This window comes from Abyssisolibacter fermentans, assembly GCF_001559865.1.
GTDB lineage: Bacteria > Bacillota > Clostridia > Tissierellales > MCWD3 > Abyssisolibacter > Abyssisolibacter fermentans.
Genome location: NZ_LOHE01000058.1, coordinates 1 through 15,308, shown reverse-complemented (window position 1 = coordinate 15,308; position 15,308 = coordinate 1). Strand labels below are relative to the sequence as shown.

The following is a 15,308-nucleotide window of genomic DNA, read 5'->3' as shown; positions in this document are numbered from 1 at the left end:
ATTTAATATATTCAAAAGTAGATAAAATAAAATTTTTTAATTATAGTACTATTACTAAATTTTATAACTGTTTTATTATTTTAATGAAACATAAAAAAAGATAGATTTTTACCTATACATTAAAGTGTCAGTTTTGTGGTAACGTAGGATTAAATTTATTTGAACTAAAAATAGATATTTGATACATTAGCATCTTCTGTACATTTTTCAATGTTGAAATGTAACCCATGATTCTCATGGATTACCTAGTTAACTCATTTCAATAAGTTCCAAATATTTTTTAGATACATTCATCAATAATCAAGTCTCTTTCAGCTTGATCATTGATGAATGGTACATCATAAAAAATACTACTACTTTATATGATCTATCCTTTTACAAATAACTCCTCATCAATATGCTCAATAAATTTATTAGGTTTTCCTTTATAATAAATACTTAACCTATGTAATGCCCTTGTGCAAACTGTGTAAAACAACAATTTTTCCTCTTCTCTATCATAGACATTTTTATCCCCATCAAAGATTATTACTCCGTCAAATTCAAGTCCTTTAGCAAGATATGAAGGGACAATATTAATTCCACTCTTAAAATTCTCATCCTCTTTTCTAATTAGGTTTACATTCTGATTATCTATTTCTATAAAATCATTGTATGCCCTAAAAGCAGTTGAAGCTGTTTTGCATATTACTGCTATGGAACATAATCCACTTTCCAACATAGATTCAATCTCGATTTTAATTTTCATGATTCTGTCCTTATAATCAATTGCGTCTATTAATCTTGGTTTTTCCCCATGTCTCAAAACATTAAGAATCTTTTTATTATTAATTATTGCTTTTGTGAAGTCTGATATTTCTATTGTAGAACGATAACTCTTGTGTAATTCTATTATTTTACAATTTCTAGTATGAAAAATATTTGCTATAATATTATAATTTACTGTGTTGACATAAGGATTAATAGATTGGTTAACATCCCCTAATATAGTGAATCCTGCTTTAGGAAATAATTCTTTAAATAACTTATATTGAAAAGGAGAATAATCCTGAGCTTCATCAATGATAACATACTTTATATGTGCCATATTTCTTATATCACCAAGTAAATGTTTTATATATAACATAGGTGTTATATCTTCAAATATAATTTTGTTATTATTGAGATTTTGTAAAGTACTCCTTAATATCTCTTCAATATTAACTGGAAGTTCAATTCCACTTGCTAACTTCTTAAACAACTCTTTATCTCTTACAAGTTCTCTATAAACTTGCATTTCATTAATTGATAATAGATTTTTAATATGATTTCTAAAACTAATTATTTCTTTATTTAATACATCTTTTATTAAATCCTCTTCGTAATAGTATTGAATGTTCTCTTCTAATTCTTTTTCAATCTGTTTATACCTTAATTCTTTAATATTATTCTGTTCTAACCTACATTCTATATCCTTTATAATCTCTTTATATCTAAGCTTAATAGGCCATTTTCCATATGTCTTATGATAAAGATCATTCAGTTCTTTTGCTGTAATAATTATCCATTCATTGAATTTAATATCTTCAAATTCTTCAGTAGTCTCTTCGAGAGATATAATATATCTTCTGATTATTCTCTGGAATTTCAATGTTCCTTTAAACATAATACTTTCTTTTTTATATTTATAAATTTCACTTGCCCCTCCTGAAAGAATTTCTTCCATCTGATTATACCCATCTTCTATCATTAATCCTGTTCTTAATGAATCTATGGCATACTCAATAAAGGTTCTTTGAGATATTTTATCCTCTCCAAGTTCTGGAATCACTTCAGATATATAATCGTTAAATACATCATTAGGAGAAAAGATTACTATATTATCAGACTTAAGTCCTCTGTTATGATATTTATACAGCACATAAGCAGCTCTATGAAGAGCTATAGAAGTTTTTCCACTTCCTGCGGGTCCCTGTACAATAAGAATATCCTCATTTTTATTTCTTATCACCCTATTTTGTTCCTTTTGAATTGATTTAATGATTGTTCTCATATTCTCATCGCAATTATTACTTAAACATTCCATAAGTATATCATCATCTGCTATCTTAATATCAGTATTAAACATATACTTTATCTTTCCATTGCTTATATCGTACTGTCTTTTTAGATTAATATCACCTTTTATCAGTCCGTCTGCACATTCATACTCGGCCTTTCCTAGCTCATATTCATAGAACATTCCGCAAATTGGAGAACGCCAATCATAGATTAATATATCCATATCATCTATTAATGTACCTACCCCTATATAGATAGATTCCATATCATCTATCCCACATTCTTTAAAGTCAATTCTTCCAAAATAAATGTTTTTTTGAAGAAGTTTTAATTTTCTAATATTCTTACTTGCTATCTCAACTTTTTGCTTTTCATTTTTCACCATTTGAATGTTCTGTGTTATATCTACAATAGCATTTAAATCCTTTAAATTTTCCGGAACTGTTACTTCATTATCCCAAAAATTGCGTCCTAATTCCAAGCCTTGATTGAATGCTTTCTTTCTTCTCTTCTCTGAATCAATTAATTGGTTTTTGATTATGCACTTTATTCTCTCAAGTCTTTCCTCTTCAAATTTCCATTCATTATTAGATAACTCCATTTGAACCCCTCCTTCAAATTTGCATTTAACGTGCTTAGCTGAAAGTTATGAATGAAATCTCCTATGTTCTTTACTTATAACTGTAGTTTTATATTTTCCTCCACTAGAATAGACAAATATTAGTATATAACTTATTAGTATAAAATGTAAGTCTATATTTTTTATGCATTTTATGGTATAATATATATAAAGGAACAATTGTAACTATCTCTTAAAAGTATCAGCTTAGCCTGCTCTGTTAACATTTCAAACCTGATAGTAGGAATACTCCAAATGGAATGAGTATTATAGTTAAATTCAATTCAGTTTGCTACATCGTAAGTCACACATTCTTTTATTTATTTGGTCATATATACATGTTGTAAATGATTTTTACTAGGTGTTTTATCAAATGATTGTATATTAAACTGTTTAAGCTTGTGTTAGATAAAATCCCAAGTTTCTTTGTAATTATCTGAAACAGCAAATTCATTATCTTCAATATAATTAATAAATTCTTCTTCTCTTCAAAGTAGAAGAAACTTCAAACTCTAGCATTCTAACTCATTTATAGACCATTCTATTTCATGAAAAATTATACTAATCTTTTTAAATCTATACACAACTTTAAAGCCTGTATTTATCTCTAATATTGATAAACACAGGCTTCAAATAGTAAAGATTAATATTCTTCATCCTCCTTGTGATTCATACTTTCTTACTCCTACAACCCACAAAACTGTCATAATAACCAAAAGTATGCCTACCCAAATAGCCTGAAATCTTAGATGCTTGAGTGCCTGCATTCCTGCATATCTCCCTTGAAATATTGATATAGGTACATAATAGATATATTGAAAAGGTAACCATCCTGATAGATCACCTATGATTTTAGGAAAGAATGCTATCGGTAATATTTGCCCTGATAATAATTTTATAACATTCCATAAATTATCTCTGAGTGTCATTATATTTTTTACCCAAAATGTTAATTCACCTACTATGAAAAATAAGCAATACATTATTACTAATCCTAGAAAAACATTTAAAAATGCTAATGCAAAATTAGCAATACTTACTGTTAGTTTGATTTCAACAATAATTTTACTCAAATACAAGAAAATAAATCCTGATATTATTCCCCAAAAAAAGTACCCTATCTTAGTACAAAATTGATACAGTGGATAACAAATTGGCTTTGTCAAATACATGTTCAACTTACCTGTATTGATATCAGTAAATACTTGATAAGCAGTTATCCCTACAGGCATTATTGCAGTTTCAAGTATATTCAGTAAGAAATAATATGTGATAATGTCTTCAAAAGTGTAATTCTTTATTGTATTTGTACTTGCATAAACAAATTTCCATATTAGATATAATATTAATAACTTTAATGGTAAGTACATAATTTGCCCTATAAAATTTAAAACATATTCTTTTATTCTGCATAGCTCAATTCTCAAAATACAAATATATTTTTTCATCTTTATCCTCCATTTGACTCATATCTTTTTATTCCTAACCGCCATATCTTTATGAATAAACCAAACGTTATAAAATAAAAAATAAAAAGCTTGACAAAGAACATAAAATTAACGCTCATTTTGCCTAATAATATGACAGCAGGATAATACGATATAAATGCAATCGGAACTATATATGTTAAAACTATTTTCATCTTATTTGGAAAAATGTTTAAAGGATATTGTTTGCTTTCCGCTAAACCTAGTATCAACCCTCTAAATACCTCTATTTTACCAAACCAGAATGCCGTAAATGTTATAATACCATATATAAAGTTATAAATTAGTACTCCTATAAGCATTACTATAATACTCAATGCTATATTACTTACTTTTATAGATATCGCACTGTTTATAGCTACAATTACTATTAAGATCAAGCTTACTAAAAATTGTTGTATAAAATAAACTATTGAAACACTTTCAAACAATACTGCAAACAATGTGTTTATCGGTCTGCTTAAATATTTATCTAGGCTTCCTGCTACTATTTTACTTGGCAAATCTCTAAATCCAAAAAATAATCCTCCTAAACTTTCACCAAATAATGTAATTGCACTAAACATAGCTAATTGTGAAAAATTCCAACCCCCAAGCTCTTTTATATTGCTAAGCAGTGAATACCAAAATAAAAATACAAAACCCGTATTAAATATTAAATGCAGCAGCACCATCGAAAGCTCAAATTTAAAAACATATATTTCTTGCCAAGAAATTATAATAAATCTTCTCACTAATTTCATATATTTGCTTATCATGACGATTCTCCTTGATCGTTTATATATATATCTTGTAGTACTCTTTCCAAACTCAATGTATTTATATTAAAATCAACAATCTTATCATTATTAATTAAATTGTTAACAACATTTCCTACTTCCTGCTTATCCACTTTTATAGTAGTTTTGTATCTCTGAGATTCTAAAATTTGATTTTGTATACCATCTAATATTTCATTTACATTGATATCTTTTTCATGCATAATTTCAACTATCTTGTATTTATCTCTATTTTCAAGTTCTTTTACCGCTCCATCATACCTGATAATACCCTTATCAATAATCATTATACGCTCGCAAATTTTATCAATATCACCTATATCATGTGTAGTTAGAAATATAGTAGTATCAAAGTTCTTATTTAAATACATAAAAAAATCCAGTATCTTCTGCTTGGCTATTATATCAAGTCCAATAGTAGGCTCGTCCAAAAATAATATCTTTGGATTATGTAATAATGATACAGCAATCTCACATCTCATTCTCTGTCCAAGTGACAGCTTTCTAACAGGGATATTTAGTATACTATTTAAATCTAATTTTTCTATAAATAATTCCATTCTTTCTTTGTAATCATTGCTTGATATTGAATAAACATCTTTGTAGAATTTAAAAGACTCAATAGCTGGTATGTCATAAAACATTACTGACTTTTGACCCATTATTACAGCAATATCCATAGACAACTTATTTCTACTCTTGTATGGTATATATCCATTTGCAGTTATCTGTCCAGATGTTGGTGTCAATATTCCAGACAGCATCTTAATGGTTGTTGTTTTACCTGCTCCATTTAATCCTACAAAACCAACTATTTCACCTTTTTCTATATCAAAGCTTATATTATCTACTGCTATCTTGTCTTCATGAGATGGAAATAAAAAATTTTTTAACGTCTTTCTTTTATTCTTTTTTGGTACTCTATACACTTTTATTAGATTTTTTGTATGTATCATAATACATGCTCCTTTTAACATTTTCTTTTATTTTTATTATATTTTATCATCGATTAATTATTTTAACAATTTTTTACAATTTAGCTTTTACTCTTTGTTTCATGAAAAGACTATATCTTCTACTTAAACATTATGGGCTTTCATACCAGAACAATATGGTTATGCCATACTTTGTCAATATCTCTTTTATTCGTTTTAGTATTCTGCTGTCATTTCTAGTTTAGTAACTTTTAGGAGAAGCTATATAGTATTTTCCTTCATATTCTATTACAATCACTTCGTTCTCATTTCTACCTCTAAAAGTATATATACTGCAACCTTTTTTAAATATATTGGCACTTCCATTTGTTTTTGGTTTCATAGATCCATCAATTACATTGTTTATTTCGCCTATTTTATTGTTTATATCTTGTATAGTTGCAGATGAATAACTTATATCTTTCACATAATAAAGCGTATCATTCCAAAAAATCATTGGAGGAAAGTCAAATTTAGTAACCTCGGTTTTTTTACTACAACCTACTATTGTAATTAATACAATAGCTATTAAGCAGTTTAATATTTTATTTTTTAACACTATTCAATTCCTCCCACTATAAATTGAAATTTTATTAAATACATCTATTCTTTAGAATTACTATTCATATTTAAAAGAAGAACAATGGATATATACTACATGCAAATTCATTGAATTAGATGTATACTACTATAGTTGTTTACTCATAAATAAATTTTAGTACATGATATAATTAAAAACCTCTGACACTCTTATCTTTGGATTATGTAATAATGATACAGCAATATACATAGACAACTTATTTCTACTCTTGTATGGTATATATCCATTTGTAGTTATCTGTCCAGATGTTGGTGTCAATATCTCCGACAACATTTTAATGGTTGTTGTTTTACCTGCTCCATTTAATCCTACAAAACCAACTATTTCATGTTTTTCTATATCAAAGCTTATATTATCTACTGCTATCTTGTCTTCATGAAATGGAAATAAAAAATTTTTTAACGTCTTGCATTTTATTCTTTTTTGGTACTCTATACACTTTTGTTAGATTTTTTTGTATGTATAATACATGCTCTTTTTAACATTTTCTTTTATTTTTATTATATTTTATCATTGATTAATTATTTTAACAATTTTTTATAATTTGGCTTTTACTCTTTGTTTAATGAAACGACTATGTCTTCTACTCAAACATTATGGGCTTTCATACCAGAACAATACTTCATTATTGAATTTAATGTCTACTTATAGATTATTTGTAGTATTTCTACATACCAAGAATTCACACGTAATATAAAAAACACATATTATAAATATAAACATGTTTTATTTTTTATAATCTATATAGAATCATAAACTTCTAAAACTACGAACAAATTATGACTCTCGTATAGATTAGAGCAAGGAGGCTTAAATCGTTGTGTGGAAATATGAAAAGAAACTACAATATCCTGTAAGAGTGGATACTTGTAATCCTGCTTTAGCTCAAATGATACTAGAACAATTTGGTGGACCTGATGGTGAGCTTTCTGCTGGTATTCGTTATCTAACTCAAAGGTATAGTATGCCTACTAACGAAGCTAAGGGGATTCTTACGGACATAGGGACTGAGGAACTAGCTCACTGGGAAATAATAGGTACATTAGTTTGGCAGCTTGTAAAAAATGCTCCTGTGTGTAAAATAAAAGGTACACCTTTTGAAGCACATTTTGCATCTCATGGTAGGAGTCCATTCCCAGAAACAGCTGGTGGAGTAGCTTGGACAGCAACATTTATTCAATCTAAGGAAGACCCTATCGCTAATCTGGTTGAAGATATGGCAGCAGAACAAAAAGCAAGAGCAACTTATGAAAGCTTAATACAATTAAGTGATGATCCAGGGGTAACCGATACATTAACATTCCTAAGAGAAAGAGAAATAGTTCATTTTCAAAGATTCGGTGAAACATTGAGGATTGTTCAAGAAAAACAGGATTGTAAGAAGTTTTATTAATCAAAAACCTCAGACACTATCTCACGCTAATTACTTTTGAGTTTGTTTAATTTGAGAAATAGCTTTAGAAATATTCTAAGGCTATTTTTATAGTAATTATTATTATTTCAGATTTTTTTGTTTGCGAAAATTCAAACAATCATTTATATATTCTAAATTAATCTCATTAAGCCAAACATAATAAGTTTTTGAATCTTTATATTCACTTATCTTACAAGATAATAGTATGTTAAACTATCTGTCCTGTAATTATTAACTCATAAAATATACTATTTACTATAGTGCTTATAATTATATTTTTATTATTACCCTATATATTTATATGTTGAACCTATTAAGTTATAAAAAATTAAACTATACTTCTTTTGTTTATATATTATTTATAATGTCCGTGTGTTTTTTGTTATTTATGTTATATAATGTAATTTAGAAAGGAGAGTTAAATATGTTCAAAAAATTACTAAGCATTTTGCTTACAGCGTTTATATTATTTTCTGGATATACTTATGCAGATTCTACGGAAGATAACAAAAACCATTGGTTATTTGAAAACATAAATGAACAGTTTGCAAAAGTTATGTTTCCTGACATATTAAATAGCTCAACCAAGATAGCTTTACTAGATAAAAGTATCTCAGTAAAAGAATTTAATACTATCATGAATAACTTCTGCATTAGAAATAATATAGAAACTACTTTTACTGTAGAAGAGGCTTCTATAGAAGGACTGTTGAGAAAGGATGCCTTTAAAACTATTTCAAATCTTATAAAAACTGAAACGTGTGATGTAACGCTACCTTTTAGTGATATTGAAAATATTGAGCAGGACTATATTAGTGCTATTAAAAAACTCTATTCATTAAAAATAATAAAAGGAGTGTCCAATGATTTAGTTAAACCTAATGAACAAATAACTTTAGCCCAATCTATTATGTTGCTTCAGAATTTTAATGATTTATTGGAGGTAAATATGAAAAAAATAAGCTATAAAATAATAAGTAGAGAAAATTTAGGTAATAGCACAGAAGGAATTTCAACAAAAGAAAAAGATGATAAAATTATACTAACTATTATAAAAGCATTCCCAAATCCAGGCTATAACATGGATATAAAAAATATAATTGAAAAAGAAAATGGTGAATACTTGATTAATATGAAAATCATATCTCCTGAACGTAATAAATTATATTCTCAAGTAATAACTTATCGAAAAATTAATATAGAAATAGACATGCATATACTAAAAAATCAATATAAATTCAAACTTAACCTTCCAAATGTTTTAAATCCTATAAAAAATAAATACTAAAATCGCTGTAATAATATGTCGCTGTTATGAAAAAAGAGTTTTTAGGTCGAACGAATTTTGTTGAATTTTTTTATATTAATGTTAAAATTTATATATGAAGTTATAATCTACTAAAGGTTGGTGATGCCTATTAATCAATCTAAATAATTTTTTACTTCTTAAGTTTTACTTCTTAGTTTTACTTCTTAGTTTTACTTCTTAGTTTACTTCTTAGTTTACTTCTTAGTTTTATTTCTTAATTTTACTTTCTATAATTTCTTTTAAAAAACAAGAAAGGATGATGATATTTTATGAAAAAACTTTTTTCTATTATGTTAGTTTTAACACTTGTACTATCTAGTTTTTCAATGGCTTTTGCTGCTCCAGAGTTAAATTATATGGAGAATAAGAAAAGTATATCTTTAGATGAAAGAATTCAAGGTTTAAATGATAGTGATCAAATACGTATAATTGTTGAACTAACCGAAGAACCATTAATCTCACACGCTACAGACAATAATAAGAAGGTTTCAGAATTAGATAATAATACAATTCAATCTATGACTAAAACTATACAAAATGAACAAAACACACTTACAAACACACTTAGTTCTAAAAACATAAAAGTTAAAGTTCATAAAACTTTTACAAACATATTTAACGGATTTAGTTGTACAACAACTCTTAAAGAAGCTAAAGAATTAGAAAAATTATCGGGTGTAAAAAAAGTTTATGTAGCTAATAAGTATAATAGACCTGAACCTGAAATGCATGAGAGCTTAGGTACTATTGAAGCTAGACTTGTATGGGAAAACTTAGGATATACTGGTGAAGGTAAAGTTATTTCTATTATAGATAGTGGTATAGATCCAAGTCATCAGGATATGGTACTATCAAATCCAGAAAACAAAAAATTAGACCAAGCTTTTATTGAAAGCTTAGGTTTAGCTGGAACATGGCGTACCGATAAAGTTCCTTATGGATATAATTACTTTGATAATGATCTAGAAATATTAGATTTAGGTCCAAATGCTTCCAGACATGGTATGCATGTAGCAGGTACTGCTGCTGCTAATGGTGATGAAGAAAATGGTGGAATAAAAGGTGTTGCACCAGAAGCACAATTACTTGCTATGAAAGTATTTGGTAATGGTGATATAGCTTACACTTGGAGTGACATATATATTGAAGCTATAGACGATTCAATATTAATGGGTGCAGATGTTATTAATATGAGTTTAGGTTCTACAGCTGGTTTTGTTAAGCCTGACGATCCTGAACAACAAGCTGTAAAAAGAGCAGTTGATAATGGTCTTGTAGTAGCTATTTCAGGAGGAAACTCTGAAAAATTTGGTTCTCCTTTTGATCCATTAGCAAAAAACCCAGACATAGGTGTTGTAGGTTCTCCTGGAACAACTTTTGAATCTTTCCAAGTTGCATCTTCTGATAATGTTATTTATTTATATAAACATGGTATACAAGCTCCTGGCATTGCTAATGATATAGTTGGTTATGGTATAGATGATTGGGCTGATAGATTATCATCAACTACAGGTTTAGAATTAACTGCTATTGGTGGTTCTAAGCTAGGTGCTTTAGAAGATTATGAAGGAATAGATGTTACTGGCAAAGTAGTATTAGTTAGTAGAGGTTCTTATTCATTTAGAGATAAAACTGCATGGGCTTCACAAAAAGGTGCTATAGGTATTTTAGTATATGATCACGGTTTATCTACTTTCTATAAAAACCAAGGTGGATGGGAAATACCTTTCGCAATGATTTCTAAAGAAGAAGGGCTTGCATTAGAAGAACTATTGGCAGATGGAACTATAAATATAAACGTAGAATTTATTGAAAAGAATCTAAGTCCTACTTCTGGTTACCTATCTGACTTTAGTTCATGGGGACTTGCTCCAAATCTAGTATTCAAGCCAGAAATTACTGCTCCAGGTGGAAGTATCATATCAACTGATCAAAATAACGGATATCAAATGATGAGTGGAACATCTATGGCTTCTCCACACGTTGCAGGTGGTAGTGCATTAGTATTACAATTTGTAGAAGAGAAATTCCCAGAGTTACAAGGTGCTCAAAAGGTTGAAATGGTTAAGAACCTAATGATGTCTACAGCTAATCCTGTTTTAGAACCTATTACAGATGATGTATCTGAATATACTTCACCAAGAAGACAGGGTGCAGGAGTTATGGATCTTTATAAAGCAACAACTGCTGATGCAATAGTTGTTGACAAATTAACTAATATGAGCAAAGTTGCACTTAATGAAGTAGATAATAGTATTAATTTTACAGTTAAAGTTAAAAACCTTACTTATAGACCATTATTCTACAAAGTATCTGGAACTGTTGCTACAGATTTAGTTGATGAAGGTTTTATTTTGGGTAAACCTCAACCTATCGTTAATGAAGATAATGAAACTCCTATTAAGTTCAAATTTAAATATAACTTCTTTAATATGTTTAATAACATTAATAAGCTATCTAATGAGAATAACATTGAATATAACTTTAATGAATTAAACGAAATCAAAGAAATGATAAATATTGAAGATGAAGCCAATATTAAAAATATGACTAAAGCTGAATTTGAAAGCAGATGTGACTTAGATTGTTTTGAAAATCTAATATTTGTTCCAATAAAAGGTAGCGTTGACGTAAAAGTATCAATTGACTTAGATGATGCAAAAGCTCTAGTATCAGATGCAACTCTTGACGAATTATTCGAAAATGGTGCATTTGTAGAAGGATTCGTACAGTTTAAAGACATTTTATCTGACAACGGTAATAATGATCTTTCTATACCATATTGTGGATTCTACGGTGATTGGGATCAAGCTCCTATACTTGATGGTACTTTATATGATGAAGAATCATTTTATGGTGCAGCAGGTATATTAGGAACTTATGGTGATGATCTTTTCTATCTAGGAGAAAAAACTGATGGCTCATTTGACTCTTCTAAAATTGCATTCTCACCTAATGGAGATGACGCATATGACAATATGTTACCATTATTATCTCTTCTAAGAAATGCTAGATATATAGATATGGATATATTAGATGCTAATGATACTAAAATATTAGATTTTGTTGATGAAGATTGCATACCAAAAAGTTACTGTGATGGTAGCTCAGCAGACATGTATTATTTTGAGCCTGCATGGATGTGGGATGGTACAATAGATGGTGAAGTTGTTCCTGATGGTCAATATTATCTTCAAGTTAAAACTGTTATAGATTACCCAGATGCTAGATGGAATACTAATACATTCCCAATTTATGTAGATACAGTAGCTCCAGTTATCAATAATTTAGATTTTAGCCAAGAAACTGGTATATTGACAACTGATGCAACTGATGAAGGTATTTCAATTTACGAATATATTCTATTTGAAAATGGTGCAATACTTCAAAGAAATGATACTGGTCAGTTTAACATCAATGAACTTGATAGTGGTGAGCATAATGTAAGAGTTTTAGTTTTAGATTATGCTAATAACTTAGGAGTATCTAATGAGATAACAGTAGTAGCTGAATAATATCTTTGAATTCTAAAAGCTGGGTTAAATCGACCCAGCTTTTTTTAATCTATAGAAAATTATAAACATTTTAAAATTGTAAGAGCTATAATTTCCTTTAAAGCTTTTTCTATAAAATCACATTATTACCAAAATATAATCGAAGATTTTGCTCCTTACTTTGATTATATAATTCAAATTATTGAATTTTAATTCCTCTGTATTATTTTAATTTATATTTTTTCAATGAATTCTTTCAATGATTTTCTCTCTTTCTTATCTCGTCCAATAGTTGTATCAGCACATATTAGTGCATTTAGAATAGCCTCTTCTACACATTCGGCAGCTGCTTTAAAAGCACTGTCTATTTTATTTTCATTTAATATTTTTATATTTACACTTGCTGTTTCTTCATAATGTTTGATTATATTTGCTGTTGAAAATCCAATAACAATGTCTCCGCTTCCATTTCCATAATATGAACCTACTCTACCTAAACCAACACTAGCTCTTTTACATATTCTGTTTAATTGCCTACTGCTCAGTGGTAAATCAGTCGCTAAAATCATAATTATAGATCCTTTGTCAATCTCATTATTATTTTCTTTAAGCAACTTTTCAATTACAACACCAGTTTTTTTGCCATCTATAGTTAATCTTTTACCTTCACCAAAATTAGCAAGTACTAAGGCTCCCATTGTAAATTTTTCTTTTTCTATTTCAAAAACTCTAGAAGCTGTACCTATCCCTCCTTTTAAACCTAAACAACACATTCCAGTTCCTGCACCTACTGCACCTTCTTCAAATTCTTCACTAACATTTTTTAATGCTTCAAAAACATGTTCTTTTTTAACATGCAACCCTCTTATATCGTTTAATATTCCATCATTACACTCACATATTATTGGATTAACAGTTCCAGTTGTACTGCCTATATCTTTATTTTCTTTAAGCATGTACTCAACAAGAGCTTCATAAGCAGTACCTACGCTTAATGTATTAGTTAGTATTATTGGAGTTTCTAGGGTTCCCAACTCATTAAGCTGTATTAAACCTGTAGTTTTCCCAAATCCATTAATTATACAGCTTCCAGCGATTAGCTTGTCCTTAAAAATATTATTCTTATGCGGTAATAATGCAGTAACACCTGTTTTTATATTATTATCATTAAGTGTACAATGTCCAACTAGTACTCCATCAACATCAGTAATTGCATTTCTTTCACCGACTTTCATGTTTCCAATAGTCACACCATAATCACGAATTCTTTTTTGATTTTTCATAAAAACCCTCCATTAACTCATATCAGATTTATAATCTTTATTGAATTTTGCATAGGTTAGTTTGCCTTATTTGAATCGCACATAGTTAACTCAAATATTCAACTAATATAGGTCTATTTTACTTGATTTTTTTACCTCCGAAAGCTATAGCTTTTTTTGCAATTATCTCTAAAGGGTCTACGAATTGACCTTTTATATCAAATAAATCATATGCTGTAGACAATTCTGTACATCCTAAAATAAATACATCTACACCTTTTTCTTCTAGTTCTAATTTTGCATTATAAAAACTATCTAATTCGATATCTTCTCGTCCTGCTTTTATATTGTATATAAATTTCATAATTTTCTCTGTATTTTCTTGATTTGGCTTTACTATTTCAATATTATATCTTTCGAATATATCATCATATACTTTTGAAATGTATGTACCTTTTGTTGCAAGTAATCCAACTTTATCAATTTTCCAATTACTTATTACGTACTCTGCTGTTTCTTCAATCATATTTAAGAAAGGTATATTTATTTCTGAAACAATTTGATCATAAAAATAATGTGCTGTATTGCATGGCATTATCAAATAATCAGCTCCAGCTTTTTCTAAGTTTTGTGAAGTTTCTATAAGACTTTTTAGCGGACTTTCTCCTTTTCCTAATATATATTCTGTTCTATCTGGTATAGCAGCATTATTATTAATTAATATATTTAAATGCTCCTGATCTATTTTTGCGTCTGTGAAATATATGATTTTTTTATATAATATTGAAGTAGCTAATGGTCCCATTCCTCCAACTATGCCTAATATTTTACTCATAATAATCCTCCTTGCATAAATTAAATAATTCCTCTTTTGTATAATTGTTTAGCATTTATTTTGTCATATCAATAATAGATAATTTAGCGAAGCACTTGGAAGTTTCAGGTTTGTAATATTTCTAGTAGTTTATGTCATATATATTGCTTTCCCTAGAATAGGATAAAATGATAGCATTTCTGCTATAAACAAAGGTATCATAAATGCTGATACTATACACTCCTACTAATAAACTTTTATTGGCAAAGCTATTCTGTAAGTTAGCCATAAAAGTATTGTTACAAATAATGATAACAATATACAAACTAATATAGTTATTCTGCTTTTTTTATACACCTTTGACTCATATAATTCATATTATATTATTGGTTCTTTTACATTATAAAAATTATTTTATAATATTTAAACAAAATTATCTATATAACTTTGAATAATATGCTTTATATTTAAGCAGAGAACCTAAATTTAGAGTAAATCGCTTACTCAGAGGAAGA

At 28.1% G+C, this 15,308-nt stretch carries 11 protein-coding genes; 3 read left to right on the top strand and 8 right to left on the bottom strand.

The features are described 5' to 3' along the window. Positions 1 to 367: 367 nt before the first annotated feature. The 6 genes from AYC61_RS10135 to AYC61_RS21860 all read right to left on the bottom strand — a co-directional run bounded on the left by AYC61_RS10135 (position 368) and on the right by AYC61_RS21860 (position 6,851). Positions 368 to 2,641 carry a HelD family protein gene (locus tag AYC61_RS10135; RefSeq protein WP_066501112.1) on the bottom strand — a complete coding sequence of 758 codons (2,274 nt, stop codon included), beginning with the start codon at positions 2,639 to 2,641 and terminating at the stop codon, positions 368 to 370. 671 nt (positions 2,642 to 3,312) lie between these two features. Continuing rightward, on the bottom strand, positions 3,313 to 4,107 hold the full coding sequence (locus tag AYC61_RS10130) for an ABC transporter permease (protein ID WP_066501110.1): 795 nt from the start codon (positions 4,105 to 4,107) through the stop codon (positions 3,313 to 3,315). 2 nt (positions 4,108 to 4,109) lie between these two features. Beyond that, positions 4,110 to 4,904, bottom strand: coding sequence for an ABC transporter permease (locus AYC61_RS10125; protein WP_066501108.1), 795 nt, complete (start codon positions 4,902 to 4,904; stop codon positions 4,110 to 4,112). Continuing rightward, a complete protein-coding gene (locus tag AYC61_RS10120) occupies positions 4,901 to 5,881 on the bottom strand; it encodes an ABC transporter ATP-binding protein (protein WP_066501092.1) in 981 nt (326 codons plus the stop codon). Before AYC61_RS10120 ends, AYC61_RS10125 begins: the two co-directional genes overlap by 4 nt. Positions 5,882 to 6,101: 220 nt before the next feature. Beyond that, positions 6,102 to 6,458, bottom strand: a complete 357-nt coding sequence (locus AYC61_RS10115; RefSeq protein ID WP_066501089.1) for a hypothetical protein — start codon at positions 6,456 to 6,458, stop codon at positions 6,102 to 6,104. Positions 6,459 to 6,614: 156 nt separating this feature from the next. Then, complete coding sequence (locus AYC61_RS21860) at positions 6,615 to 6,851, bottom strand: ATP-binding cassette domain-containing protein (RefSeq protein WP_275935235.1); 237 nt, start codon at positions 6,849 to 6,851, stop codon at positions 6,615 to 6,617. Between the two features lie 469 nt (positions 6,852 to 7,320). Here AYC61_RS21860 and AYC61_RS10110 point away from each other — a divergent pair, with 469 nt between their 5' ends. The 3 genes from AYC61_RS10110 (at position 7,321) to AYC61_RS10100 (ending at position 12,738) form a co-directional block, all read left to right on the top strand. After that, positions 7,321 to 7,893 carry a manganese catalase family protein gene (locus tag AYC61_RS10110; protein ID WP_066501084.1) on the top strand — a complete coding sequence of 191 codons (573 nt, stop codon included), beginning with the start codon at positions 7,321 to 7,323 and terminating at the stop codon, positions 7,891 to 7,893. Positions 7,894 to 8,338: 445 nt separating this feature from the next. After that, complete coding sequence (locus AYC61_RS10105; RefSeq protein WP_066501082.1) at positions 8,339 to 9,202, top strand: S-layer homology domain-containing protein; 864 nt, start codon at positions 8,339 to 8,341, stop codon at positions 9,200 to 9,202. 290 nt (positions 9,203 to 9,492) lie between these two features. Further along, complete coding sequence (locus AYC61_RS10100) at positions 9,493 to 12,738, top strand: S8 family serine peptidase (RefSeq protein ID WP_066501079.1); 3,246 nt, start codon at positions 9,493 to 9,495, stop codon at positions 12,736 to 12,738. Between the two features lie 212 nt (positions 12,739 to 12,950). Here AYC61_RS10100 and AYC61_RS10095 read toward each other — a convergent pair whose 3' ends face one another. Together AYC61_RS10095 and cuyB are read right to left on the bottom strand one after the other, a co-directional pair. Then, on the bottom strand, positions 12,951 to 14,000 hold the full coding sequence (locus AYC61_RS10095) for a DmpA family aminopeptidase (RefSeq protein ID WP_066501071.1): 1,050 nt from the start codon (positions 13,998 to 14,000) through the stop codon (positions 12,951 to 12,953). Positions 14,001 to 14,118: 118 nt separating this feature from the next. Further along, positions 14,119 to 14,814 (bottom strand): cysteate racemase, encoded by a 696-nt coding sequence (gene cuyB / locus AYC61_RS10090; RefSeq protein ID WP_066501068.1) that lies wholly within the window; start codon positions 14,812 to 14,814, stop codon positions 14,119 to 14,121. Positions 14,815 to 15,308 lie beyond the last annotated feature (494 nt).